28 protein-coding genes and 1 riboswitch are annotated in these 24,536 nt (G+C 69.4%); of the genes, 16 read left to right on the forward strand and 12 right to left on the reverse strand.

All coding sequences use genetic code 11. The annotated features are described in order from the left end of the window. The first annotated feature begins 71 nt into the window (after positions 1–71). The gene (locus ACQEVY_RS40145; RefSeq protein WP_432954783.1) at positions 72–695 is read left to right on the forward strand and encodes a LysE family translocator; all 624 of its coding nucleotides are present in this window, start codon (positions 72–74) and stop codon (positions 693–695) included. 16 nt (positions 696–711) lie between these two features. Here the strand turns inward: ACQEVY_RS40145 and ACQEVY_RS40150 are convergent, their stop codons facing one another. The 4 genes from ACQEVY_RS40150 to ACQEVY_RS40165 form a co-directional block, all read right to left on the reverse strand. Further along, entirely contained in the window at positions 712–1,266 is a 555-nt protein-coding gene (locus ACQEVY_RS40150; RefSeq protein ID WP_432954785.1) for a DUF6328 family protein, read from the reverse strand. A gap of 80 nt (positions 1,267–1,346) precedes the next feature. Continuing rightward, a complete protein-coding gene (locus ACQEVY_RS40155; RefSeq protein ID WP_328773142.1) occupies positions 1,347–1,820 on the reverse strand; it encodes a C40 family peptidase in 474 nt (157 codons plus the stop codon). Positions 1,821–1,823: 3 nt separating this feature from the next. Further along, positions 1,824–1,974: riboswitch (cyclic di-AMP (ydaO/yuaA leader) on the reverse strand. A gap of 390 nt (positions 1,975–2,364) precedes the next feature. Continuing rightward, entirely contained in the window at positions 2,365–2,676 is a 312-nt protein-coding gene (locus tag ACQEVY_RS40160) for a hypothetical protein (RefSeq protein WP_432954787.1), read from the reverse strand. 7 nt (positions 2,677–2,683) lie between these two features. Further along, on the reverse strand, positions 2,684–3,319 hold the full coding sequence (locus ACQEVY_RS40165; RefSeq protein ID WP_432954789.1) for an ATP-dependent Clp protease proteolytic subunit: 636 nt from the start codon (positions 3,317–3,319) through the stop codon (positions 2,684–2,686). Between the two features lie 69 nt (positions 3,320–3,388). On the opposite strand from ACQEVY_RS40165, the gene ACQEVY_RS40170 reads away from it, so the two are divergent. After that, a complete protein-coding gene (locus ACQEVY_RS40170; protein ID WP_033324984.1) occupies positions 3,389–3,667 on the forward strand; it encodes a type II toxin-antitoxin system Phd/YefM family antitoxin in 279 nt (92 codons plus the stop codon). Positions 3,668–3,752: 85 nt separating this feature from the next. On the opposite strand, the gene ACQEVY_RS40175 is transcribed toward ACQEVY_RS40170, so the two are convergent. Further along, positions 3,753–4,580 carry an SDR family NAD(P)-dependent oxidoreductase gene (locus ACQEVY_RS40175; RefSeq protein ID WP_432954791.1) on the reverse strand — a complete coding sequence of 276 codons (828 nt, stop codon included), beginning with the start codon at positions 4,578–4,580 and terminating at the stop codon, positions 3,753–3,755. A gap of 179 nt (positions 4,581–4,759) precedes the next feature. Between ACQEVY_RS40175 and ACQEVY_RS40180 the strand changes: the two genes are divergently transcribed. Further along, on the forward strand, positions 4,760–5,965 hold the full coding sequence (locus ACQEVY_RS40180; protein WP_432954792.1) for a serine hydrolase domain-containing protein: 1,206 nt from the start codon (positions 4,760–4,762) through the stop codon (positions 5,963–5,965). Between the two features lie 25 nt (positions 5,966–5,990). After that, the gene (locus ACQEVY_RS40185; RefSeq protein ID WP_432954794.1) at positions 5,991–6,725 is read left to right on the forward strand and encodes a TetR/AcrR family transcriptional regulator; all 735 of its coding nucleotides are present in this window, start codon (positions 5,991–5,993) and stop codon (positions 6,723–6,725) included. Between the two features lie 130 nt (positions 6,726–6,855). On the opposite strand, the gene ACQEVY_RS40190 is transcribed toward ACQEVY_RS40185, so the two are convergent. Then, entirely contained in the window at positions 6,856–7,896 is a 1,041-nt protein-coding gene (locus tag ACQEVY_RS40190) for an ABC transporter permease (protein ID WP_432954796.1), read from the reverse strand. 123 nt (positions 7,897–8,019) lie between these two features. Between ACQEVY_RS40190 and ACQEVY_RS40195 the strand changes: the two genes are divergently transcribed. From ACQEVY_RS40195 to ACQEVY_RS40230, 8 genes are all read left to right on the forward strand, one after another. Further along, positions 8,020–8,649: a TetR/AcrR family transcriptional regulator gene (locus ACQEVY_RS40195; RefSeq protein ID WP_432954798.1), complete on the forward strand. Its 630-nt coding sequence runs from the start codon at positions 8,020–8,022 to the stop codon at positions 8,647–8,649. A 148-nt stretch (positions 8,650–8,797) separates the two neighbouring features. Beyond that, complete coding sequence (locus ACQEVY_RS40200) at positions 8,798–9,100, forward strand: urease subunit gamma (RefSeq protein ID WP_432955649.1); 303 nt, start codon at positions 8,798–8,800, stop codon at positions 9,098–9,100. A gap of 16 nt (positions 9,101–9,116) precedes the next feature. Continuing rightward, a complete protein-coding gene (locus ACQEVY_RS40205) occupies positions 9,117–9,428 on the forward strand; it encodes an urease subunit beta (RefSeq protein WP_033324988.1) in 312 nt (103 codons plus the stop codon). After that, positions 9,421–11,142, forward strand: a complete 1,722-nt coding sequence (locus ACQEVY_RS40210; protein ID WP_432954800.1) for an urease subunit alpha — start codon at positions 9,421–9,423, stop codon at positions 11,140–11,142. Before ACQEVY_RS40205 ends, ACQEVY_RS40210 begins: the two co-directional genes overlap by 8 nt. A 12-nt stretch (positions 11,143–11,154) precedes the next feature. Continuing rightward, the gene (locus tag ACQEVY_RS40215; RefSeq protein ID WP_432954801.1) at positions 11,155–11,829 is read left to right on the forward strand and encodes an urease accessory protein UreF; all 675 of its coding nucleotides are present in this window, start codon (positions 11,155–11,157) and stop codon (positions 11,827–11,829) included. Positions 11,830–12,293: 464 nt separating this feature from the next. Then, on the forward strand, positions 12,294–12,968 hold the full coding sequence (gene ureG, locus ACQEVY_RS40220) for an urease accessory protein UreG (RefSeq protein ID WP_432954803.1): 675 nt from the start codon (positions 12,294–12,296) through the stop codon (positions 12,966–12,968). Further along, a complete protein-coding gene (locus ACQEVY_RS40225) occupies positions 12,965–13,756 on the forward strand; it encodes an urease accessory protein UreD (RefSeq protein ID WP_432954805.1) in 792 nt (263 codons plus the stop codon). The genes ureG and ACQEVY_RS40225 overlap by 4 nt, the downstream gene beginning before the upstream one ends. 261 nt (positions 13,757–14,017) lie before the next feature. Then, positions 14,018–14,530, forward strand: coding sequence for a hypothetical protein (locus ACQEVY_RS40230; protein WP_432954807.1), 513 nt, complete (start codon positions 14,018–14,020; stop codon positions 14,528–14,530). 38 nt (positions 14,531–14,568) lie between these two features. Here ACQEVY_RS40230 and ACQEVY_RS40235 read toward each other — a convergent pair whose 3' ends face one another. Then, positions 14,569–15,027 carry a hypothetical protein gene (locus ACQEVY_RS40235; RefSeq protein ID WP_432954808.1) on the reverse strand — a complete coding sequence of 153 codons (459 nt, stop codon included), beginning with the start codon at positions 15,025–15,027 and terminating at the stop codon, positions 14,569–14,571. 249 nt (positions 15,028–15,276) lie between these two features. On the opposite strand from ACQEVY_RS40235, the gene ACQEVY_RS40240 reads away from it, so the two are divergent. After that, entirely contained in the window at positions 15,277–16,866 is a 1,590-nt protein-coding gene (locus ACQEVY_RS40240; protein WP_432955650.1) for an alpha/beta hydrolase, read from the forward strand. A gap of 76 nt (positions 16,867–16,942) precedes the next feature. Here the strand turns inward: ACQEVY_RS40240 and ACQEVY_RS40245 are convergent, their stop codons facing one another. The 5 genes from ACQEVY_RS40245 to ACQEVY_RS40265 all read right to left on the reverse strand — a co-directional run bounded on the left by ACQEVY_RS40245 (position 16,943) and on the right by ACQEVY_RS40265 (position 21,475). Continuing rightward, on the reverse strand, positions 16,943–17,671 hold the full coding sequence (locus ACQEVY_RS40245) for a lysophospholipid acyltransferase family protein (protein ID WP_432954810.1): 729 nt from the start codon (positions 17,669–17,671) through the stop codon (positions 16,943–16,945). 120 nt (positions 17,672–17,791) lie between these two features. Continuing rightward, the gene (locus ACQEVY_RS40250; protein ID WP_432954812.1) at positions 17,792–18,616 is read right to left on the reverse strand and encodes an SAM-dependent methyltransferase; all 825 of its coding nucleotides are present in this window, start codon (positions 18,614–18,616) and stop codon (positions 17,792–17,794) included. Between the two features lie 108 nt (positions 18,617–18,724). Beyond that, entirely contained in the window at positions 18,725–19,990 is a 1,266-nt protein-coding gene (gene rocD / locus ACQEVY_RS40255) for an ornithine--oxo-acid transaminase (protein ID WP_432954813.1), read from the reverse strand. Further along, positions 19,987–20,817, reverse strand: a complete 831-nt coding sequence (ddaH, locus tag ACQEVY_RS40260) for a dimethylargininase (protein WP_432954814.1) — start codon at positions 20,815–20,817, stop codon at positions 19,987–19,989. Before ddaH ends, rocD begins: the two co-directional genes overlap by 4 nt. Positions 20,818–20,980: 163 nt before the next feature. After that, a complete protein-coding gene (locus tag ACQEVY_RS40265; protein WP_432954816.1) occupies positions 20,981–21,475 on the reverse strand; it encodes an Lrp/AsnC family transcriptional regulator in 495 nt (164 codons plus the stop codon). Between the two features lie 113 nt (positions 21,476–21,588). Here ACQEVY_RS40265 and ACQEVY_RS40270 point away from each other — a divergent pair, with 113 nt between their 5' ends. From ACQEVY_RS40270 to ACQEVY_RS40280, 3 genes are all read left to right on the forward strand, one after another. Beyond that, positions 21,589–22,344, forward strand: a complete 756-nt coding sequence (locus ACQEVY_RS40270) for a LytR/AlgR family response regulator transcription factor (protein ID WP_328773159.1) — start codon at positions 21,589–21,591, stop codon at positions 22,342–22,344. 13 nt (positions 22,345–22,357) lie between these two features. After that, a complete protein-coding gene (locus ACQEVY_RS40275; RefSeq protein WP_165339017.1) occupies positions 22,358–22,714 on the forward strand; it encodes a hypothetical protein in 357 nt (118 codons plus the stop codon). A gap of 72 nt (positions 22,715–22,786) precedes the next feature. Next, positions 22,787–24,529, forward strand: coding sequence for a cation acetate symporter (locus ACQEVY_RS40280; RefSeq protein WP_432954818.1), 1,743 nt, complete (start codon positions 22,787–22,789; stop codon positions 24,527–24,529). Positions 24,530–24,536 lie beyond the last annotated feature (7 nt).

The raw sequence follows: 24,536 nt of genomic DNA on the forward strand, positions 1-24,536 counted from the left end.
AGAACTGCTTAAGGCCCACCCAGGATATTGCACATACCTGCTGAAGGCTTGGAGCGGGCACTGTGGTGCTCATGGACGGACAACTCATCGCCTTCACCGGGATCGCCGCAGGTCTGGTCGCCATGCCCGGCGCCGACTTCACCGTCGTGGTCCGCAACGCCCTGGTCTCCCGCCGGGCCGGTATCGCCTGCGCGCTCGGGATCGCGGCGGCGTTGCTGGTCCACACGGCGCTCGCCGTCGCCGGGGTGGCCGCGGTGCTGACCGCCGTGCCCCCGCTGTTCCGCGCGCTCCAACTGCTGGGCGGTGCCTACGTCCTCTATCTCGGCGTACGGACGCTGCAGTGGGTGCGCGAGAGGCGTGCGCCGGGGGCCGAGGATGCGCCGGTCGTGTCCGGGGCCGGAGCCCTGCGGCAGGGATTCGTCACCAACGCGCTCAACCCGAAGGCGACGCTCACCTTCCTCAGTCTGCTGCCGCAGTTCGTACCGGCGGGAAGTCCCGCGATGCCCCGGACGCTGATCCTCGCGCTGATCGTGGTCGCGCTCGCCCTGGTGTGGTTCCCGGTGGTGGCGCTGCTCGTGGACCGGCTCGGCCGGTGGCTGCGCAGGCCGCGTACGGCGCGGGCCATCGAGGCCGTCACCGGAACGGCCCTCACGGTGCTGGGACTGGGGCTGGTTCTCGAAGCGGTGCTGGCCTGAGCCTCGCGAGCAGGGCTCAGGAATCGTCCGGGTTCCTGCTACCGGCGCGTTTCATCAGGAGCGGTACGAGTCCCCACAGGCCGAGGCAGATCACGATGGTGGCCGCGCCGGCCAGGATCCCTTCAATGCGGCCCGCCGTCACGTCCACGACCAGCAGGACCGAGCCGGTGAGCGCGAAGGCCAGTACGCCCATCCCGATCTGGGCGAGATGCGAGGAGACCGCCACGATCTGCGGCTTGGCGCCCTGCTGGAACAGCCGGCGGTGCAGGGCGGCCGGTGCCGTGAGGAGCACGGAGGCCAGCACGGCGAGCAGCAGGGTCGTGATGTACATGCCGCGCTGCACCGAGTCGAGATCCGGGAAGCGCGGCGTGAACGCCAGGCTCAGCAGGAACGCGAAGAGGATCTGTACACCCGTCTGGGTGACCCTCAACTCCTGGAGCAGCTCGATGAAGTTGCGGTCGGCGCGCTCGAGCGGAGTCTCGCGCCGCTCTGTGGGGCGTACGGCGGGCGGAAGCTCGTCGCCAGGACGTCGCTCGTCGGGATCTCGCTCGCTGGGCGGTTGATGGGCCATGGATGAATAAGTAACCCGTCAGCCGCCCGAATACCGCCCCGTGGGGGTGGCGGCGGGAAACGCCGCCACCCCCACGCGCGTCACCTGACCCGGCCGTACCAGACGCTCTTCGTCCAGATCTTCTGCAGCTTCACCACTTCCCCGGTCTTCGGGGCGTGCCAGATCCGGCCCTTACCGGCGTAGACGCCGACGTGGTACACGTTCCGGCCCGAGTGGAAGAACACGAGGTCTCCCTGCTTACGGTTCGAAGCCGAGATGTGGCGCGTCTTGTTGTACTGCTGCGCGGCCGTGCGGGGCAGCTTCTTCCCCGCCTTCTTGAACGCGTAGAGGGTGAGGCCGGAGCAGTCGAAGCGCCTGGGCCCCTCGGCTCCCCACTTGTACGGGGCGCCCTTCTTGGAGGCCGCTACCTGAAGTGCCTTTTTCGCTGGGGTGATTGCTTCGGCGTCAGATGCGATACCGGGGGCCACAACGCTGCCGCCTACAACGGCGACGGTGAGAGCTGAGGCGGTACCTGCCCTGGTCAACAGCGACGGGACACGATTGAGCGCAGACATGCGCAACCCTTCGTCAGCCGCCTGTGAAGGATGACCTGTCGGATTCGGGCTGGCGAAGTTGCCCGGCCGCGGTGTGCGGCTTCACCCCAAGGACCACTCGGAACTCTCCGGCGGCCCGTCGTGCTTGGGTCCTCCACTCCTGCCGATCCACTTCCTGTCGACCCGTCATCCGGGCGGCGGCAGGACTCGGCGTCCGCCCGGACCGCCCCGCCGCTGCGGCGGGGGCTTGTCGTCGGAAGGGATCTTGCAGCACGAATGTCGGAAAAGCCGAACGGAAACGGGGGTTTGTGGGCTTACTCACCACTCACCCGTTCGGGTGGGCAGGCCTGTTTTCGGAGGAGCGTCGAGGGGTCGGGGACCCTCGTACCAGCACCGGAATGTCTGGTTCCGGCGCGGGGCTAGGCGTACTGCGCAAGTTGAACGGGCCCATAAACGTAGCTCCGTCTACTCCTTTCAGGGGTACGTCATTTGGTCCGTTTCAGACCTTGCCTGGACGCCCCGTCAGTCGCCTTTGTGGAGCCCCCGGACCGTTGCTGGGTGTGCGTCAGCTGTCGGGGGATCCCGGCGGCAAGGCGACGCGAGCCGCCCGCCGTTCACCGTCGAGGACCCTGAGCGCCCGCGTCAGGGTCGGCGCGTGCAGCTCGTGCTCGCCCCGCTGGTGCATCAGGGTCAGTGCGTCGCGCAGTGCGGTGGCCTTGGTGACCAGTGCCTGGGCCGCGCGCAGTCCGCCGTAGGTGTCGCCGCGGTGCGCGGGATTGATCCGGCCGAGCAGATCGAGCACCTCCAGATAACGGTCGATCAGTTCGCCCTCCGCCCGGGTCAGCGCCGGCAGCGGGGGCAACTCGGGTGGGAGCATCCGGCGTTCACCTCGAGCCGGGTGTGGCGAGCGAGGTCTTACGGCTCGGAATGATGCGGTCGATCAGCCCGTACTCCAGCGCCTGCGGGGCCTCCAGGATCTTGTCCCGCTCGATGTCCTCGCTGACCCGCTCCTGGCTCTGACCCGTGTGCCGGGCGAGCATCTCCTCCAGGAGCCTGCGCGTACGCATCAACTCCTCGGCCTGGATGGCCAGATCGGACGTCTGGCCTTGCACGGGCTCGGGCAGCGCCGGCTGGTGGATCAGCACTCGCGCGCCAGGCAGCGCGGACCGCTTGCCCGGCGAGCCGGCCGCCAGCAGCACCGCCGCGGACGCCCCCGCCTGCCCCATGCAGACCGTCTCCACGTCGCAGGTGATGAACCGCATCGTGTCGTAGATGGCCGTCATCGCGCTGAACGAGCCGCCGGGGGAGTTGATGTAGAGCGAGATGTCCCGGTCCGGCGACTGGTACTCGAGGTGCATGAACTGCGCCATCACGTCGTTCGCCGACGTGTCGTCGATCGGCGTCCCCAGGAAGACGATCCGCTCCTCCAGCAGCTTCGAGTACGGATCCATGGTCCGCTGCCCCGCGCTGGTGCGTTCGGTGAACTCGGGCAGGACGTAGCGGGCGGACGGTCGGGTCATGGCACACGCCTCCTCTGGGTGAGGTCCTGTAAAAAATGTACAGGACGTACAGACGTTACGATGGGAACCATGGCCTATGAGATTCCGGTGACGCAAGCCAGGGCTGAGCTCGCCGACCTGATCAACAAAGTGGTGTACGGCGGTGAGCGCGTCGTCGTGACGCGGCACGGAAAGCCCCTCGTCGCCCTTGTCTCCGCCGCTGACCTGGAACGACTCGAGGACCTTCAGGACCCCGCCGAGGAGCAGGTGATCAGCGCCGTCTCCAGCGTCCGCGAGGTCACGTCCGCTCCCCGCGAACAGCAGCGCTTCGGTATCGCGGCGGAACACCGGGGGCCCAACGCTTCGTAGGGGTACGGCACTTCGAGTACCCGGGACGTCTTCGACGTGATGGCGGCTCGGCGCCGGCGGCTCAGTGGCCCCCGGGCTCGGGCGGTCAGGCCTTGACCTTGCGCAGCAGGCGGGTCGGGAGCCGGGCCAGCAGGTATTCGACGACCGCCCAGGGCACTCGGGGCACCGTCGCGTGGACGGCGCCGGCCTCGATGCGGTCCATGATCTTGCGGGCGCCTGTGAGGGTGTCGATGAGGAACGGGCGTTTGTCGCCCAGGGACTCGTTGATCGGGGTGTCTATGTAGCCGGGGGCGACCGTGGTCACGGTGATGCCGCTGGTCCACAGCTCGCCTCGGAGCGACTGAAGGTACGTCGTGAGCCCTGCCTTGGAGGCGCAGTACGGCGCCGCACCCGGCAGGCCCGCCGCGGCCACGACGGAGGTGAGGCCAACCACCTGCCCGCCGCCCTTGCTGCGGAAGTGTGCGACGGCCGCATCGATGGTCGCCATCGCACCCAGCAGATTGACGTCGACCACCGCGCGGTGCGCCTCGAAGCGGCCCTCCCCGATGTTGCCCCAGTCGTCGGCCCCCGCGTTGGCGATGACCATTCCGAGCCCGCCGAACTGCCGGGCCGCGTCGTCGACCGCCCGCGCCACGGCCTCGTGTTCGGTCACGTCGAGGGCGGCCACGGTCACCGAACGCTGCGGGAACGCTGCGGTGAGCCGTGCCCGCAGTTCTTCCAGGACCTCGATTCTGCGCGCGGTGAGGTGCACGTCGTAGCCGCGGAGGCACAGCTCGGCTGCCAGCGCCTTGCCGATGCCCGAGCTGGCACCGGTCAGGAACGCGGTTCTCGCGGGCAGCGGAGGCCGACCCGGGTCGACGAAGGGCAGCTTCCCAAGCAGGCGGCGCGCGGTGGGCAGTGCAGTGCCGTTCATCGGTCACCGTTCCAGTGTCGGAGAGGGGGCCCAACGGCCCGCCGTCATCATGCCCACTCACCCAAAGCTAGTCAACACTGGTGACACCATGGTTAGCACCACTGTTGACACCGGTGGATCGGAAAGCCAGAGTGAGGGCACCGGAGCTCGGCATGTCCATGCGATGAAGGAGATCAGCAATGCGCAGTGAAGCGGGTCGATGGCTGCTGGGAGCTGCCGCGGCGGGCGCCGGGGCGGTGTGGCTGTGGCGTCACCAGGACGAGGTGATGACCCGCCGTCCGGTCAATGAGTGGACGTTCACTCACATGAATCTCCTCATGCCCACCGAAGACGTCCGCCGCGGCGGGGATGCGTTCCCCCTGCCCCGGCGACCGCGCCCCCTGGAAGTGACGTACGGCTTCGAGGGGCGGGAGCGGAGCCTTGCCGAACTGCACGCTCGAACGCACACCACCTCCTTCGTCGTGCTGCATGGCGGCGAGATGGTCCACGAGTCGTATCCGGGGTGCTTCGCCGGGGACGACGTACGGTTCCAGCTGTTCTCGATGACCAAGTCGGTGACGTCGATGCTGATCGGGATCGCCCTCGACGAGGGGGCGATCAAGGATGTGACCGATCCGGTGACGGTGTACTGCGAGTGGCTGGTGGGCTCCGCCTTCGACGGGGTGACCATCGAGCATCTGCTCGACATGAGCAGCGGGGTGGGCGACCTGGTGGAGGACCACACCGTTCGGGACAGTCTCATCAACCGGTTCACCAAGGCCGCTACAGGTGGCGGCTCACTGCACGAGGTGGTGTCCTCGGCCGAGCGTGCGACCGAGGCCGGCACGCAGTTCAGCTACTCGACGATCGACACCCAGGTCCTGGGATGGGTGCTGGAGTCCGCCACCGGCCGCTCTCTCGCGCAGTACGCCGCGGAACGCCTCTGGAGCCGCATCGGCGCTGAGTACGACGCGTACTACTGGCTCACCCGGGGGCATCCGCGTACCGCGATCGCCGGCGGCTCGCTCAATGCCACCGCCCGCGACATGGCCCGGCTGGGTCTGCTGATGTCCCGTGGTGGAGAGCTGAACGGGCAGCGCATCCTGCCCGAGGAATGGGTGACGCGCAGCCGGGGACGTGGGGTGCCGCACCTGGAGGTCGGCGCGCTGGGCCCCAGCGGCTACCCGTATTACGGGTACAGCAACAAGTGGTGGACACTCGGCGGCGAGCGACGTCCGTTCACCGCGGTGGGGATCCACGGCCAGTACCTGTATGTGGACCCGGACGCCGACGTGGTGATCGTCAAGACCAGCGCGTGGCCGACGGCGGACGACCCCTCGCGTGACGCGGAGTCCGTCACGGCGCTGCGGGCGGTGGCCGACCATCTGCAGGCGGACCAGCGTTGACAACGCCGTCGATAAGATGACGGGCATGACTCGCGCGAAGACCAACTCGGCAGGGGCCACTTCCGCGCGGCGGAAGCAGCGTCCGGCTTCCTTCCTCACCCCGGAGCTGATCCTGGACACCGCGATGGCCGTGATCGAGACGGACGGTCCCGAGGCGCTCACCTTCCGCCGGCTGGGCACCGATCTGGGCGCCGACCACACAGCCGTCCTGCGGCACTTCCGCGGCAAGGACGACCTGCTGCTCGGCCTGGCCGCCCGGCTGGTCAGCGATGCCCTGCACGACTTCGCACCGTTGGAAAGCTGGCGCGAGACCCTCGCGTCGCTCGCCCGACGGATCCGTGCCGCATGCCTACGGCACCCGGGTGTGGCCGTCCTGGTCGCGGCCCGCACCTCGCGGCGCGAGCCGGAGTTTCAGGGCGCCGACGTGGTCATCGGTGCCCTGCTCGAGGCCGGCCTCCAGGGACGCGAAGCGGCCTCGTACTACCGGGTCCTGGCCGATACGGCACTCGCCGCCGGCGCCTTCGAGGCTTCCTTCAACGTGCTGGACAAGGGCGCTCAGGACGGTGACCGGCTGGCCTGGCGCCGCGAGTACCTGACGGCCTCGCCACAGCGGTACCCGAACCTGGCACAGGTCGCCCCCTATCTCGCGGAGATCGACGAAGAGGACCAGTTCGAGACCGCGATCGGCCTGTTCCTCGACGCCGTGGAGCTCCGCGCGCAGCGCGCCCGCGGAGAAGGAGGCGGACACACGGAGAGCTGACGCCTCGTCGGGCAACAGGGCAAGCAACAGGGCAATGGGCGAGACCGCGCAGGCGCCGGCGGAGTCTCTGCCGGCCTGGGGAGACGTTGCCGTCCTCGGCCTCGATTTCGCCGTGTGAACGGGCGAGGGGTCAGCCCCGGGCAGGTTCCCGCTCGGCGACGACCGCCTCGGCGGGTGTCTTACGCCGCTGGAGCGCGCCGCCCAGCAGGACCGCGCCCAGGCCCAGCGCTGCCCACCAGGTCAGGGTGAGCGCGGGACCGGCCGCGGCGGCTCCGTCGAAGAACGAGACCGAGCGCAGCAGTGAAGCGCCCGCGCCCGGTGGCAGCCACTGGCCGATCACGCCGACCGGCTCGGGCAGCATCTCGGGTGCCGATCCGGCGCCGGAGAACGGGTTGCCGAGCAGCATCATGACCAACGCCCCGAGTCCGATGCCCGGCGTGCCGAACAGGGCCGCGAGACCTGCGATGCCGGCGCTCACGGCCAGCGTCGACAGCCCCAGAGTGCCCGCCTCGGCCCACCAGTTCCCGGTGAGTACGCCCAGCCAGCCGTCGGCAATCGCGGCGGCCACCGCGCCGACCAGGACAGCCGCGCCGACCAGCGCCCCGAGCGCACGCCAGCCACGCAGTCCCAGCAGAGTCACGACGGCACCCGCACCGATGCCGGCCAGTGCCATCGGCAGCACGCTCGACGTCAGGGCCGCCCCGCGCGGGTCGTTCGCGGGGGCCGGTACGACGTCGACGGTCTGCACCTGAGCGCCGCCCGCCTGCTGGGTCACCGCCTGCTGGAGCAGCTGGGCGACGACCGGACTCGCGGCCGAGGCTGTGAGCAGCTTCGGCCCCTGCTCGGTGGCGACGACCGCTCCGTATACGGTCCGGTCCTCGATGGCGTCGCGAGCGGCGCGCTCGTCGGCGTAACGGTGGATCTCGAAGGCGCCCTCGCGCGCCTCGAGCCGCTGCTCCACCTGGGCCGTCGCGGTGGCGGGACCCGCCACGCCGAGCGGCAGGTCATGCGGCGCGGTACGGGCCGCGGGCCAGGCGAACGCCCATAGCGCGAGGGCGACCAGGACGGGGATCAGTACGACGACGGCGACGACGCGGCGGCCGTGCGACGGCGAGGGTGTTGTCTGCGGCGGTGACGTGGCCCTGGTGTCGGTAGCGGAGGTGGCGGACATGGCTTCCCCTCAGGTCGAGGCTCGATCGCTCAAAAAGAAGGATCGTTCGTTTTAGGTTCGTGGCCACCATCCTGCGACCTCGCGAGCTTGTCAAGAAGGAATGTTCGTTTTACGTTTCTGTCCATGGCCCGTGTAACTCAGGAACACCTCGATGCCCGTCGCCGTCAGATCCTCGATGGCGCGGCCCTCTGCTTCGCCCGCAACGGCTTCCATGCCACGTCCATGCAGGACGTACTGAAGGAAGTGAATCTCTCGGCGGGAGCCGTCTACCGCTACTTCAGCGGCAAGGACGAGCTGATCAACGCGATCGTCACCGAGGTGCTGGCGGAGGTTCGCGAAGGCTTCGAGGCCGCCGCCAAGCAGAGCCCGCCTCCGCCTCCCGATGAGCTGGTGGGGCACGTCATGGGCACCGCCATCGAAGGGAAGCGGGCGGTGGTCGACAACGGGGAGTTCGTGTTTCCCCGGCTGATCATCCAGGTCTGGGCGGAGACCCTGCGCAACAAGGAGCTGATGGCCGTGATCTATGACGGCTACAGCAGTGTGCGGGCGGCCTGGGTGAAGGTCGTCCAGGGCTATCAGGACGCGGGGATGATGCGGGCCGACGTACCGGCCGAAAGCGTGGCCCGGACCATGATCGCGATGGTCCAGGGCTTTGTGGCACAGATGGCGATCTTCGGCGCCGCACCGGTGGAGGTGCTGCAGGAGGGGCTGCGGGGCCTGATGAGCATGGAGAGCCCCGACGTGCGCACATGACACCGGTGCCTGTGCCGGCCGACCGCCGGTTAACGTCGCTGAAACGCCGCCCAATTAGCCTGCGCCTCCACGCCACCAGGGATTTTGCCCGGCGGCTGCGGAAACCGGACCCCGCACGGTCCGGAGCGAGGACTGTGAGGTGGACGCCGTGCAACTGACCCCGCACGAGCAGGAGAGGCTGCTCATTCATGTGGCCGCCGACGTGGCCGAGAAGCGCAGGTCCCGCGGACTGAAGCTGAACCACCCCGAAGCCGTCGCGCTCATCACGTCGCACATCCTCGAAGGCGCCAGGGACGGCCGTACCGTGGCCGAACTCATGGCCTCCGGCCGCAAGATCCTCACCCGCGAGGACGTCATGGAGGGCATCCCCGAGATGATCCACGACGTCCAGGTGGAGGCCACCTTCCCGGACGGCACCAAGCTCGTCACCGTCCACGACCCGATCGTCTGACGGGGGAGCGGCCACCATGATTCCCGGAGAGTTCCTGTTCGCCGACGGACCCGTCGCCTTCAATGAAGGCCGTGAGGTCACCCGGCTCACCGTCCTCAACGCCGCCGACCGGCCCGTCCAGGTCGGCTCCCACTACCACTTCGCCGAGGCCAACCCCGGTCTGGACTTCGATCGTGCCGCCGCGCGCGGCAAGCGGCTGAACGTCGCCGCCGGCACCGCTGTGCGCTTCGAGCCCGGCATTCCCGTAGACGTCGAACTCGTTCCGCTCGCCGGCGCCCGCGTGGTGCCCGGACTGCGCGGCGAGACCGGAGGTGCCCTCGATGGCTGAGCTCTCGCGTGCCGCGTACGCCGATCTGTTCGGCCCCACCACCGGCGACCGGATCCGGCTCGCCGACACCGATCTGCTGATCGAGATCGAGGAGGACCGTTCCGGCGGGCCCGGGCGCGCCGGCGACGAGGCGGTGTTCGGCGGCGGCAAAGTCATCCGCGAGTCCATGGGCCAGTCGCGTGCTACGCGCGCAGAGGGCACCCCGGACACCGTCATCACCGGCGCCGTGATCGTCGACCACTGGGGCATCGTCAAGGCCGACGTCGGCATCCGCGACGGCCGGATCACCGGCATCGGCAAGGCGGGCAACCCGGACACGATGGACGGGGTGCACCCGGATCTGGTGATCGGCCCAGAGACCGAGATCATCGCGGGCAACGGGCGCATCCTGACGGCAGGGGCCATCGACGCGCACGTCCACTTCATCTGCCCGCAGATCGCCGACGAGGCGCTCTCGGCGGGCATTACGACGCTGGTGGGCGGCGGCACCGGTCCGGCCGAGGGGTCGAAGGCCACCACGGTCACACCGGGCCCCTGGCATCTGGCGCGGATGATGGAGGCGATGGAGCAGTACCCGCTCAACATCGGCTTCCTCGGCAAGGGCAACACCGTCTCGCACGAGGCCATGCTGTCGCAGATCCGCGGCGGGGCGCTTGGGCTGAAACTGCACGAGGACTGGGGGTCGACCCCGGCCGTCATCGATGCCTCGCTGACCGTCGCGGACCAGACCGGCATCCAGGTCGCCATCCACACAGACACGTTGAACGAGGCCGGGTTCGTCGGTGACACGCTCGCCGCCATCGCCGGGCGCGGCATCCACGCGTACCACACGGAGGGTGCGGGCGGCGGCCACGCCCCGGACATCATGACCGTGGTCTCCGAGCCGCACGTCCTGCCCAGCTCCACCAACCCCACGCGGCCGTACACCGTCAACACCGCCGAGGAACACCTCGACATGCTGATGGTGTGCCACCACCTGAACCCTGCCGTGCCCGAGGATCTGGCCTTCGCCGAGTCCCGTATCCGGCCGTCGACGATCGGGGCCGAGGACATCCTGCACGACCTCGGCGCCATCTCGATCATCTCGTCCGACTCCCAGGCGATGGGGCGGGTGGGCGAGGTCATCATGCGTACGTGGCAGACGGCGCACGTCATGAAGGGGCGGCGGGGCGCGTTGCCCGGGGACGGGCGGGCCGACAATCACCGCGTACGTCGCTATGTCGCCAAGTACACGATCAACCCGGCCCTCGCGCAGGGGCTCGCGCGCGAGGTCGGCTCCGTCGAGACCGGGAAGCTCGCCGACCTCGTGCTGTGGGAGCCCGCGTTCTTCGGGGTCAAGCCTCAACTCGTCGTGAAGGGCGGGCAGATCGCGTACGCGCAGATGGGCGACGCCAACGCGTCCATTCCGACGCCGCAGCCGATCCTGCCGCGGCCGATGTTCGGGGCGATCGGTCGGGCCCCCGCTTCCAACTCCTTCAACTTCGTGGCGCCGCTCGCCGTCGAGGACGGGCTGCCGGAGCGGCTCGGGCTCGGGAAGCGCTTCGTGGCGATCGAGTCGACGCGTGGGGTGACCAAGGCGGACATGCGGGAGAACGACGCGCGGCCTGAGGTGCGGATCGATCCGGACAGCTTTGCCGTGCACATCGACGGTGAGCTGGTCGAGGCCACGCCCGCCGCCGAACTGCCCATGGCTCAGCGGTACTTCCTCTTCTGAGGGGCTGTCATCATGTCGCGAGCCGCGCTTCTCGTTCTGGCCGATGGCCGCTTTCCTGCCGGTGGGCATGCGCACTCCGGCGGGGCCGAGGCGGCCGTCAAGGCCGGGCGGATCACCGGGGCTTCGAGTCTTGAGGAGTTCTGCCGTGGGCGGTTGCACACGGCGGGGCTGGTGTCGGCCTCACTGGCCGCGGCGGGGGCGCTGGGGCTTGATCCCTTGGCTCTGGACGCCGCGGCGGACGCCCGTACGCCGTCGGCCGCCCTGCGGGTTGCTGCCCGCAAGCTCGGGCGGCAGCTGACGCGGGCGGCTCGAGCGACGTGGCCGTCGCCTGAACTCGACGCGCTGGCGCAGGCGTTCCCCAAGGGGGCCCATCAGCCGGTTGTCCTCGGGGTGGCTGCTCGGGTGGCGGGGCTGGGGGCTGTGGATGCCGCGTACTGCTCCGCGTACGAGAGTGTCAGCGGGGCGGCTTCGGCGACGGTGCGGTTGCTCAGCCTGGACCCGTTCGACGCCACCGGGGTGTTGGCTCGGCTGACTCCGGACCTCGACCGGGTCGCGGACCGGGCGGCCGAGGCGGCGCGCCGTGCCGCGGAGTCGGGCGTCGACGCCCTGCCTGCGGCCTCGGCGCCGCTGTTGGAGATCAGTGCGGAGGTGCATGCCGCGTGGCCGGTTCGTCTGTTCGCGTCTTAGGCGGTTGGGTTCGCCCCCGCCGCCCCTACCCGTCCCATCCCCGGGGCTTCGCCCCGAACCCCCACCAAGGGGCTCCGCCCCTGGACCCCGCTGGGGCTGCCGCCCCAGACCCCGCATCGGCCTGAACGGCCTCGTCCTCAAACGCCGGACGGGCTGAAATCAGCGCCGCCCGGCAGAAATTCAGCCCGTCCGGCGGAAATCAGCGCCGTCCGGCGAAAGTCAGCCCGAGCCGCGCAAAATCAGCCCGTCCGGCGATTGAGGACCCGGAGGTCCGGGGGCTGGTCCCCGAAACGGGGTCCGGGGCGGAGACCCGAAGGGGGTCTGCGGGCGCAGCCCCCAGCGGGGTCCAGGGGCGGAGCCCTTTGGTATGGGACGGGTAGGGGCGGCGGGGGCGAAACAACCCCGGCGCGGACCCGGCAGACGCACAACAACCACCAAACGACACGCAAGCGACAGGAGCACGCATGCACCTCGACCACTCCCACGCTGGCGGAGCCGTAAGCGCCGACGCGCACCGCCCCGACGGCACCCGCCGCGCACTACGCATCGGACTGGGCGGCCCCGTAGGCTCCGGCAAGACCGCCACCGTCGCTGCCCTCTGCCGAGAACTCCGCGACGAACTCTCCCTCGCCGTCGTCACGAACGACATCTACACCCGCGAGGACGCCGAGTTCCTGCTCCGTGAGGCCGTGTTGCCGCCCGAGCGGATCACTGCCGTTGAGACGGGCGCGTGCCCGCACACCGCGATCCGGGACGACATCTCCGCGAATCTCGAAGCCGTCGAGGATCTGGAGGACGAGATCGGTCCGCTGGACCTGATCCTCGTCGAGTCCGGCGGTGACAACCTCACCGCGACCTTCTCCAGGGGCCTCGTCGACGCGCAGATCTTCGTGATCGACGTGGCCGGCGGAGATGACATCCCACGCAAGGGCGGGCCCGGCGTCACCACGGCCGATCTGCTGGTGGTGAACAAGACGGACCTCGCGCCGTTCGTCGGCTCCGACCTCGGTCGGATGGCCGCCGACGCGAAGGCCCAGCGGCGCGAACTGCCGGTCATCTTCCAGTCCTTGAGGGCCGAGAGCGGGGTCGCGGACGTCGCCGACTGGGTACGCGGCCAACTCGCCGCGTGGACGGCATGACGGGCGGTGCAGCCGGGGTAACGGCCACCGCACGCATCGTCGCCCGCTCCGACGACCGGGGCGGCACCGAACTGCCCACCCTGGCCGGCGAGGGTCCGCTCGCGCTGCGCCGCGTACGGGCGAGCGGCTCCGAAGCGCGAGTGATGCTCGTCGGGGCCATGAGCGGCCCCCTCGGCGGCGACCACTTCACCGTCGAGGCGACCGCCGTAGAAGGCGCCGAACTGCACATCGGATCCGCCGCCGCCACCATCGCCCTGCCGGGCCAGGCCAAGGGCGAGGCCCGCTACGACGTGCGCCTCACGGTGGCCGAGGGCGCCGAACTGCGCTGGATGCCCGAGCAGTTGATCTCCGCGAACGGCAGCGATCTGTACGTCACCACCCGCGCCGACCTCGCTCCGGGCGCCCGACTGACGCTCCGTGAGGAACAGGTGCTCGGCCGCGCCCACGAGGAACCGGGCCGCCTCACCAGCCGCCTCACCGTCCGCCTCGGCGGGCGCCCGCTGCTCGACCAGGAACTGTCCTGCGGCCCCGGCGCCCCTGGCGGCTGGGACGGCCCCGCGGTGCTGGCTGGACATCGCGCGGTAGGGCAACTCATCGTCGTACGACCGGAATTCGCCGAGGCACCGCCCAGCGCGCAGCTCCTGGGGGAGTACGCCGCACTCACCCCGCTCGCAGGCCCCGGCGTCCTCGTCACCGCACTCGCCCCGGACGCCCTGCAACTGCGCCGCACCCTCGACGAGGCCCTGCGCATCCTGGTCTCGGTGCCAGCGAAGCGTGATGATCATTAGGTTTGTGCCACCGAAGATCGAGTGGCACAACGTGCTGGTCGTCAGGGGCGGAGTCGGGAGCGCGCGTGGGAGCGTACGCGGATCCGGGCTTGGCCGACAGGCTCTTGGAGGTCTTCTGCGAGCCGGATCGGTTGCGGGCTGGACGGGCGGGGGATCAGTTGGCGCGCCCTCACCAGCGTGCCGAGAATCTATGGGCTGCACGCACCTGAGCTGAGCGACTACGCACCGGCCGCACGCACAAGACCATCGAGAGGATCGCTGATGAAGCGTTCGGGGCCCAGCACGAGCTGGAAGAAGAACGCCAAGCAGGCCGCTGCGGTCGTAGCCGTCATCGGATTTCTTGCACTGTCGCTGTGGCTCGGTGATGAGCTGTGGCAGCTGTCCGAGTACTGGCCGGCGTCGGGCATCGGATTCGGCGCCACCGTCGGCGCGCTGCTCCCGATCACGTTCACGGCTGCCAAGCGCTCCTTCCGCCGGGGCTCCTCGAACGGGAGCAAGTACTCACCCCGGTGGGTCGTGGCCGGCATCGTGTACGCGGCCGTGGCCCTGGTGAGCGCGTTGGCCGCATCCCGCGTGATCCCCGCAAAGGGCTCCTCGGGCCCCTGCCACAGTGAGTGGCAGCCATGCTGGGTGGAACTCCTCTATCCGGGGGCCTTCCTCGCGACACTCGGCAGCTTGGTCGCGACGTTGGCCGTGATGCATTGGCGGCCGAACTGGATGTCCAAACTGCGCACCAAAGTGCGCGCCAAACTGCGCGCCCGTTCCCGCCGGTAGCCGCGCCGGTCGGCGGAGTGGGAGCAGTGGCCGTGTGCTCAGGAGTGCTCCTCGATGTATCGCGCCAGGTCCCACGCGTTTGCCGCCCACAGGTGGATCCGTGCGACCCCGGCCTCATCCGGGCCGTCGACGGCGGCCCGGTTGGCGTAATGGACCGGGTCTGTACTCGTCGTGATGTTGACGACGTCACCCCAGGAGCCGCCGAGGGTGATCATGGCACTTCGCAACGCACCGGCAGAGTCGTCGGCGTCCAGTCTCATCGGCCCGAGCACCGCATCCGCGCCGTCGTCGCTGACCTGGATGCGACAGTCCGGCTCGCCGATGCCCATCCGGATCTGCCGGGCGAGCCGCTCGGCCACCCCGGGTACGGGTGGTTCTGCTTCGATCCTCACCGACAGCATCAGCCCGATCAGGTCCTGGATCAGATCGACGAGCTCTGCTTCCTCCTCGGCCGTCAGGCTCCCCTCGCCCACCAGATCTTCATCGTCGCTCTCCATGAGGAAGCACTCTGAGTGACCCGCCGTACGGTCGTCAACGTCGTGAGATGAACGCCCACGGCATCGGTCAAGGTTCTCAGTGAGATCGGCCGATCTTCCGTGAGGACACGTCATCTCCGCTCAACGGGCAAGTAGTTACCGGTTATCGGATTGGCAAAGAAGCCAAGTCACCCCTGTTCTCAGGGAGGTCGCAGCCGGAAGGATCCCCGTACCGACCATCACACGTACGGGGAGGCCCACTTGACGGGTATGAGACCGCCGAAGAAGAAGGCGGCAGCGCTCGGCTCGGCCGGAGTGTTCGTTACGGCGACGCTGATAGCCGGAGCCGTCGCGGCACCGTCGGCCAGTGCGGACAGCCGCCATGGCCAGGATCGCGAGGCGCGCGGTACGGCGATCGCGGCGGCACGGGCCGCCAAGGCCGGCATCACATGGCAGGACTGTCCGGCCGACTGGGGACTTGAGAAGCCCATCCAGTGCGGCTGGGTCACGGTGCCGCTCGACTACGCGAAGCCGAACGGCAAGCAGATCAAGCTCGCCGTCGACCGCATCGGCAACACGGGCACCAAGGCGGAGCGCCAGGGCGCCCTCATCTACAACCCCGGCGGCCCCGGCGGTTCGGGCCTGCGCTTCCCGCGCCGGGTCACCACCAAGGCGCCGCTGTGGGTGAACACGGCGAAGGCGTACGACTTCGTGGGCTTCGACCCGCGCGGTGTCGGCCACTCGGCGCCCATCTCCTGCGCCGATCCCCAGGAGTTCGTGAAGGCGCCCAAGATGGACCCGGTGCCGGACTCCGAGGCCGACAAGCGCGCCCAGCGCAAGCTCGCCGCCGAGTACGCGGCCGGCTGCAAGGAGCGCAGCGGCGAGATGCTGCCGCACATGACCACGCCGAACACCGTGCGCGACCTGGACGTCATCCGGGCCGCCCTCGGCGAGAAGAAGCTCAACTTCCTCGGCGTCTCGTACGGCACATACATCGCCGCCGTCTACGGCACGATGTTCCCGACGCATGTGCGCCGCATGGTCGCCGACAGCGTCGTGAACCCCTCGCGCGAGAAGATCTGGTACGAGGCCAACCTCGACCAGGACGTCGCCTTCGAGATGCGCTGGAAGGACTGGCAGGACTGGGTCGCCAAGAACGACGCGACCTATCACCTGGGCGACACGCGGGCCGAAGTCCAGGCCCAGTGGCTGAAGTTGCGGGCCGCGGCCAAGAAGAACCCGATCGGCGGGGTCGTCGGTCCGGCCGAGCTCATCAGCTTCTTCCAGAGCGCTCCGTATTACGACTCCTCGTGGGCGCCCACCGCGCAGGTGTGGAGCAAGTACGTCGCCGGTGACACCCAGGCGCTTGTCGACGCCGCCGCTCCGGACCCGTCGGACACCGCGGGCAACGCCGCCTCGGAGAACGGCAACGCCGTCTACACCGCCGTCGAGTGCACCGACGCCAAGTGGCCCACCAGCTGGAAGAAGTGGGACCACGACAACACCGAGCTGCACAAGAAGTACCCGTTCATGACGTGGGCCAACGCCTGGCTGAACCTGCCCTGCGCCACCTGGCCGGTCAAGCAGCAGACGCCGGTGAACGTGAAGACCGGCAAGGGTCTGCCGCCCGTGCTGATCGTGCAGGCCACCCGGGACGCGGCCACTCCGTACGAGGGCGCGCTCGAGCTGCACAAGCGGTTCAAGGGCTCCCGTCTGATCACCGAGAAGAACGCGGGCTCGCACGGCGTCACCGGGCTCGCCAACCCGTGCATCAACGAGCGGGTGGACGCCTACCTGCTCACCGGCAAGGTCGACGCGGCCGACGTGACGTGCGCCCCGCACGCCACGCCCACCCCGTAGCCCGTACGACCCGTACGACCCGTACGAAAGGAGAAGGGGGCGGCCGGAAGCTCCGGCCGCCCCCTTCCTCGTACGCTCAACTCAGCGGCAGCCGCGGGAACTTGCGTCCCTTCTCGGCGGCCTTCTTCTCGGCTTCCTCGGCCTTGACGACAGCCGCGTACTGGTCGACGTACTCCTGCTCGGAGAGGCTGAGGATGGCGTACATGATCTCGTCGGTGATGGCGCGCAGGATCGCCTTCTCGTTCTCCATGCCGGCATAGCGGGAGAAGTCGAGGGGCTTGCCGAAGCGGATCACCACGGGGTGGATGTTCGGGATCTTCTTTCCGGGCGGCTGGGCCTCGAAGGTGCCGATCATCGCGCAGGGAATGACGGGGACCTGGGCCTTGAGCGCCATGACCGCGACGCCCACCTTGCCCTTGTAGAGGCGGCCGTCGTGCGAGCGCGTGCCCTCCGGATAGATGCCGAGGAGTTCGTCCTTGCTCAGCACCCCGAGCCCTTCGCGGATGGCCGCCTGACCTGCTTTCTTGCCGGAGCGGTCCACCGGGATCTGCCCGGCGCTGCGGAAGAAGTAGGCCGTCAGCCGGCCCTTGATACCGGGGCCCGTGAAGTACTCCGCCTTCGCCAGGAACGTGATCCGCCGCTTGAGGATCGCGGGCATCAGGAAATGGTCCGAGAACGACAGATGATTACCGGCGACAATGGCCGCGCCCTCCGCCGGTACGTGCTCGAGCCCCTCGATCTTGGGACGGAAGACCAGTCTCAGCAGGGGTCCCAAGATCACGTACTTGAGCACGTAATAGAACATGGGGTTGTCGCTCCTCACTCCGCCGGATCGGCTCAACCGCCGTGTTCTAGCAGGTCAATAGGTACGCGGGAGAGACGCCAGTGTATGTGCAGGCGCGGGCCTGTGTTAACCGTGGGGGCGCTATGGCTTGCGGGCGACTCCGCAGAAATGCGTCACGTCGACGATCTCTTCCCGCGGGCAGTCGGGTCGCCAGCGCGGACAGGAGACGACGCCCGGCTCGAGGAGTTCCAGTCCGTCGAAGAGTCCCAGGATTTCTTCGCGGGTACGCAGCGTCATCGGCGCCGATCCCTGGGTGTTCCAGTAGTGGACGGCCCGGGCCATCGCAAGGCCGTCGACCTCCGTGGTCGGGTGGGAGACGACCAGGTGGCTGCCGGAGGGCACGGCGTCCATGAGCCGCCGCACGATGGAGCGGGCCTCATCGGTGTCGAGTACGAAGTTGAGGATGCCCAGCATCGTGATCCCCACGGGCCGGCTGAAGTCCAGCGTCCGGGCGGCGGCCTGGAGGATCGTTTCGGGGGCGTGCACGTCGGCGTCGATGTAGTCGGTGGCACCCTCGGGCGTGCTGGTGAGCAGGGCGCGGGCGTGGCTCAGCACGATGGGGTCGTTGTCCACGTAGACGACGCGGCAGGCGGGATCGACGCGCTGGGCGACCTCGTGGGTGTTGTCGACGATCGGGAGGCCCGTGCCGATGTCCAGGAACTGCCGGATTCCCGCCTCACCGGCGAGAAACCGCACTGAGCGCGCCAGAAAGTGCCGGTCCGCGACAGCCGAGCGGGAGATTTCCGGTACGTAGGACAGGATCTGATCGCCGACCTGCTGATCTATCTGGTAGTTGTCCCTGCCGCCCAGCCAGTAGTTCCAGATACGCGCGGAGTGCGACACATTGGTCTTGAGCTTGGGATTCCGCTTGGTGCCCTGGGTGTCTGGAGTCGAGATTTCGGACATCCCTGTGGCTCTTTTCGCTCATCACTGACTGGGACAGTGCACAATCTAGCCCGCTTGGCCGGAACCAATCACCATAAAGGATAAAGCAGTTCGTGGCTCCGGCCCCGGCTACCGCGGGTTCTTTCTCCCTTCAGTCCCCTTCTGCCCGCAGGCCCCTTCCGCCAGAACCTTCTCCAGAGTCCCGAGAGCCGAACGGAGTTCCTCGTCGGTGATGGTCAGCGGCGGTGCAAGGCGGATCGTCGAGCCGTGGGTGTCCTTGACGAGAATTCCCTCGCGCATGAGGCGTTCGCTGATCTCGCGGCCGGTGCCGATCGCGGGGTCGACGTCGACGCCCGCCCACAGTCCCCGCGCCCGGAAGCTCCGTACGCCCTTGCCCTCGAGGGCGGCCAGCCCTTCACGCAGCGTCACCCCCAACTCGGCGGCCCTGCGCTGGAATTCACCGGTCCCGAGCAGCTCGACGACCGCGGAACCCACCGCCGCGGCCAGCGGATTGCCGCCGAACGTCGAGCCGTGCTCGCCGGGCCGCAGCACGCCGAGCACGTCGCGGCGCGCGACGACCGCGGAGACGGGGACGATGCCGCCGCCGAGCGCCTTGCCGAGCAGCACCATGTCCGGGACGACCGCCTCGTGCTCGACGGCCAGTGTCCGGCCCGTACGCCCGAGGCCCGACTGGATCTCGTCCGCGATGAACAAGCACCCGGCCCGCCGGGTCAGTTCGCGTATGCCGGCGAGGTAGCCGTCGTCCGGGATGAGCACGCCCGCCTCGCCCTGGATCGGCTCGATCAGGACGGCCGCCGTCGTCTCGTCGACCGCCGCCTCGAGCGCGGCGAGATCGTTGTACGGGACGATGCGGAAGCCGGGCGTGAACGGGCCGAAACCCGCGCGGGCCGACTCGTCGGTGGAGAAGCTGACGATGGTGGTCGTACGGCCGTGGAAGTTGCCGTCGGCCACCACGATGGTCGCCTGGTCCGCGGGGACGCCCTTCACCTCGTACGCCCATTTGCGGGCGACCTTGATGCCGCTCTCCACGGCCTCGGCGCCCGTGTTCATCGGCAGCACCATGTCCTGGCCGGTCAACTCGGCCAGGGACTCGGCGAATTCGGCCAGCCGGTCGTTGTGGAAGGCGCGCGAGGTGAGCGTCAGCTGGTCGAGCTGACGGTGCGCGGCCTGGATCAGCGCCGGGTGGCGGTGGCCGAAGTTGAGGGCCGAGTAGCCGGCCAGCATGTCGAGGTAGCGGCGGCCCTCGACGTCCTCGACCCAGGCGCCCTCGGCGCGCGCGACGACCACGGGCAGCGGGTGGTAGTTGTGCGCGAGGACGGGCTCCTCGGCGCGGATCAGGTCTGCGGAGGTACGCGTACGCGCGGGAGCGGTCATGAACGGATCTCCTGAGTGCAGCACTTGATGCCGCCGCCGGCCTTGTGAAGCTCCGACAGGTCGACGGGGACGGGAACGTAGCCGTGGCGGGTCAGCTGGTCGGCGAGCGTCTCGGCGCGGGGCGAGATGAAGACATGGCGGCCGTCCGAGACGGAGTTGAGCCCGAACGCCATCGCGTCCTGGCGCGTGGCGATCACCGCGTCCGGGAACAGCCGCTGGAGCACCTCACGGCTGCCCGGGGAGAAGGCCTCGGGGTAGTACGCGATGTTCGCCTCGGCGCCGTCGCCTCCGTCGTCGAGGACGAACAGCGCGGTGTCCATGTGGTAGAGGTACGGGTCCACCAGCTGCAGGCTGATCGTCGGGACGCCGAAGAACTCCTGCACCTCGCGGTGCGCCTCCGGAGTCGTACGAAATCCGGTGCCGGCCAGGATGTACGGGCCCACCGGGACGAGATCGCCCTCGCCCTCGCAGACCGACTCGGGGTGCTGGACGTCGAAGCCCGCGTTCTTGAACCAGGTCTCGTACGCGGTCGATTCAGGCCGCCGCTGCGGCGCGTGGAAGAGCGAGCCGAAGACGCGGCCCTGAACGACCAGCGCGGAGTTCGCCGCGAAGACCATGTCGGGGAGACCGGCGACCGGCTCGACGCTGTCGACGGTGTGGCCGTGGGCGCGGTAGGCGCGGATCAGCTCCGCCCACTGGCCGCGGGCCAGATCGACGTCGACCTGTGTGTCCTCATGCATCCATGGGTTGATGGCGTACTGCACGGCGAAGTGTCTGGGTTCGCAGACCAGAAAGTGCTTCGGGCGCGACACACGGCTGTTGGGCACAGAGGGGTTCCTCCGCTTCCTACGGTGACGAGGTGACGACTGGGGGTGAGTCAAAGGTAGGAAGCGGGGGAGACGGGCGACAAGCATCGACAATTGCGCGTCGGCGCAGGAACGCTGCGTCTTGAGGCGGTTCAGCGCACGATCGGTGCGCGGATCCGGATGCTCACTCCTCCGGGGCCGGTGCGGGCTGGTTCGCGCCCGCCTCCGGGCTCTCGGGAAGCAGATGCGACAGCACCATGTAACTGATCGTCTTGCGGATGAACGGCTCTGTACGGATCCGCTCGAGCACCTCCTCGAAGTGGTCCACGTCCCGGGCCCGTACATGCAGCAGCGCGTCCGCGCCCCCGGTCACCGTCATCGCGGCGGTGATCTCCGGATGGTTGCGCACCACCTCCGCCAGCCGCCGCGGCGGGGCGGCGCCCTCGCAGTACACCTCCACGTACGCCTCCGTACGCCAGCCGAGCGCGGCAGGCTTCACCGTGGCCGTGAACCCGGTGACCACACCGGTCTCGCGCATCCGGTCGACGCGGCGCTTGACCGCGGTGGCCGACAGGCCCACCTCCGCGCCGATCACGGCGAAGCTGGTGCGGGCGTTCGCCATCAGGGCCGTAACGATCTTGCGGTCGAGCTCGTCGAACGGCGCGGACTTGGGGCTCATGCGCGCACTGTATCCAGCGCCGACGGCCACACCTCAGGGCTCGGCAGGCCCAGAGGTCACAGGCCCGTCTCGCCCGTGTGCAGACGTCCGGATTGCTCCTAGACTCCAGCCTCATGCTGCGCGCCCTCGCCGTCGACGACGAACCGCCGTCCCTCGAAGAGCTGCTCTATCTGCTGGAGGCCGATCCACGGGTGAAGAGCGTCGAGGGCGCGAGCGACGCGACCGAGGCGCTGCGCCGGATCAACCGCGCACTGGAGTGCGGCCCCGACGGCGACGACGCGATCGACGTGATCTTCCTCGACATCCAGATGCCCGGCCTCGACGGCCTGGACATGGCACGGCTGCTCGCGGGCCTCGCCAAACCCCCGCTCGTCGTGTTCGTCACCGCCCACGAGGGCTTCGCGGTGCAGGCCTTCGACCTCAAGGCCGTCGACTACGTCCTGAAGCCGGTACGCCGGGAACGGCTGGCCGAGGCCGTCCGCCGGGCCGCCGAACTGAAGGAGGCGGCTCCGCTGATCCCCGTGCACGAGCCCGACCCGGACCAGATCCCGGTCGAGCTGGGCGGGGTCACCCGGTTCGTGTCCGTCGAGGACATCACGCATGTCGAGGCCCAGGGCGACTACGCGCGACTGCACACCGCGCAGGGCAGCCATCTGGTGCGTATCCCGCTGTCCACCCTGGAGGAGCGCTGGCGCTCGCGCGGCTTCGTCCGCATCCACCGTCGGCATCTCGTCGCCCTCGGCCACATCAGCGAGCTCCGGCTTGACGCGGGTACCGTGAGCGTCCTGGTCGGCCCCGTAGAACTGCAGGTCAGCCGCCGTCACGCCCGTGAGCTGCGTGAACTGCTGATGCGCCGGACCGCAAGCTGAGGAGGCGCGGACAGTGGCACAGGATCCGACCGATCGCCGCGTGGTCGTCACGGGGCCGCCCCGCCGCACCCGCCGGCTGAACGGCTACCGTCCCCGCACCGAGATCGACGAGCAGACGACTCTCGGCCACACCTACGTCCGCTCGCTCATCCGCAGCCAGCTGCGCGCCGCACTCACGGTGTTCGGCGTACTCGTTCTGCTCGTGGGACCGCTGCCGCTCGTCTTCACCTCCATGAACGACAGCACCAACCTCGAATGGCTCGTCCTCGGCTTCTGCGTCTACCCGCCGCTGGTGCTGCTCGCCCGCTGGTACGTCCGCCGGGCCGACCGCAACGAGCGGGACTTCGTCCGCCTCGTCGAGGACCGCTGAGAACGGGACCGAGAACCCATGACTGAGGACCGCTGAGCCGTAGCCATGAACCCGAACGAGGTCCGCTGAGCCGTGAACGAGAACTACGCCGTTCCCGCGGTCGCCCTCGTCGTCGTCGCGACCGTCTTCGTCGGCGCCTTCGGCCTGCGCATCTCACGCACCACCTCGGACTTCTACGTCGCCTCACGCACCGTCGGCCCCCGGCTGAACGCGGCCGCCATCAGCGGCGAGTACCTGTCCGCCGCCTCCTTCCTCGGCATAGCGGGCCTCGTCCTCGTCCAGGGCCCCGACATGCTCTGGTACCCCGTCGGCTACACGGCGGGCTATCTCGTCCTGCTGCTCTTCGTGGCCGCCCCGCTGCGCCGCTCCGGCGCCTACACGCTGCCCGACTTCGCGGAGGCACGGCTCGCCTCCCAGTCGGTGCGACGGCTGGCCGGCGCCTTCGTCGTCGGGGTCGGCTGGCTGTATCTGCTGCCCCAACTGCAGGGCGCCGGGCTGACGTTGAACGTGCTGACCGGCGCCCCCAAGTCCCTCGGCGGAATCATCGTCGCCGTCGTCGTGGTCGCCACCGTCGCCGCCGGCGGCATGCGCAGCATCACCTTCGTGCAGGCCTTCCAGTACTGGCTGAAACTCACCGCCCTCCTCGTCCCCGCACTGTTCCTCGTTCTCGCCTGGCAGGGCGACGGCTCGCCACGGAACGCCTTCGACGAACCCGCGACCTTCCGCGAACACCGCGTCGTCCGCGTCGACAGCGGCCTCGACCTGAAGCTCGCCGAACCGCTGAACGTCACGGCGACGGGCACCGTGGACGGCGAGCGGTACGAGGACGAGAAGGTACGGCTCTCCGAGGGCGTCCACCGCATCGAACAGGGCACCCGGCTCGGCTTCACCAAGGGCGACCACGTCCCCGTCGCTGACCGCGGCAGTAACGGCGGCATGTCCACCTCGCTCGCCGAAGGCCGCGAGGACCGCCCGCTCTACGCCACGTACGGACTGATCCTCGCCACCTTCCTCGGCACCATGGGACTGCCGCATGTGGTCGTCCGCTTCTACACCAGCCCGCACGGCGTCGCCGCCCGCCGCACGACGGTCGTCGTACTCGGCCTGATCGGCGCGTTCTATCTGCTGCCACCGGTGTACGGCGCACTGGGCCGCCTGTACGCCCCCGAGCTCACCCTCACAGGGGACGCCGACGCCGCCGTACTGCTGCTGCCCGACCGCGTGATCGGCGGACTCGGCGGGGACCTGCTGGGCGCGCTCGTTGCGGGCGGGGCGTTCGCCGCGTTCCTGTCCACGGCGTCCGGGCTGACCATGGCGGTGGCGGGCGTGCTCACCCAGGACGTGCTCCCGGCACGGGGCGTACGGCACTTCCGGCTGGGCACGGTGCTCTCGATGATCGTGCCGCTGATGGCCAGCGTGGTCGTGGGCGGGCTGCCCGTCGCGGACGCCGTGGGGCTCGCCTTCGCCGTCTCCGCGTCCTCGTTCTGCCCGCTCCTCGTCCTCGGCATCTGGTGGCGGCGGCTCACCCCGCCCGGAGCGGCGGCCGGGATGCTGGTCGGCGGCGGCTCGGCGCTGCTCGCGGTCGCCGCGACCATGGCGGGCTTCCCTGGCACGGGCCCGCTGCACGCACTCCTCGCCTGGCCCGCGCTGTGGTCCGTGCCGCTGGGCTTCCTGACCATGGTGCTGGTGTCGCTGGCCACGCCCGGGCGGGTACCGGCGGGCACGGCAGCGATCCTCGCCCGCTTCCATCTGCCGGAGCAGTTGTCGGGCGGGCAGGTGCGAACGGCCGTGAGCGCGAAGGAAGTTGACGCATGAGGCGGGT

The organism is Streptomyces sp. CA-288835 (assembly GCF_050936385.1).
Lineage (GTDB): Bacteria > Actinomycetota > Actinomycetes > Streptomycetales > Streptomycetaceae > Streptomyces.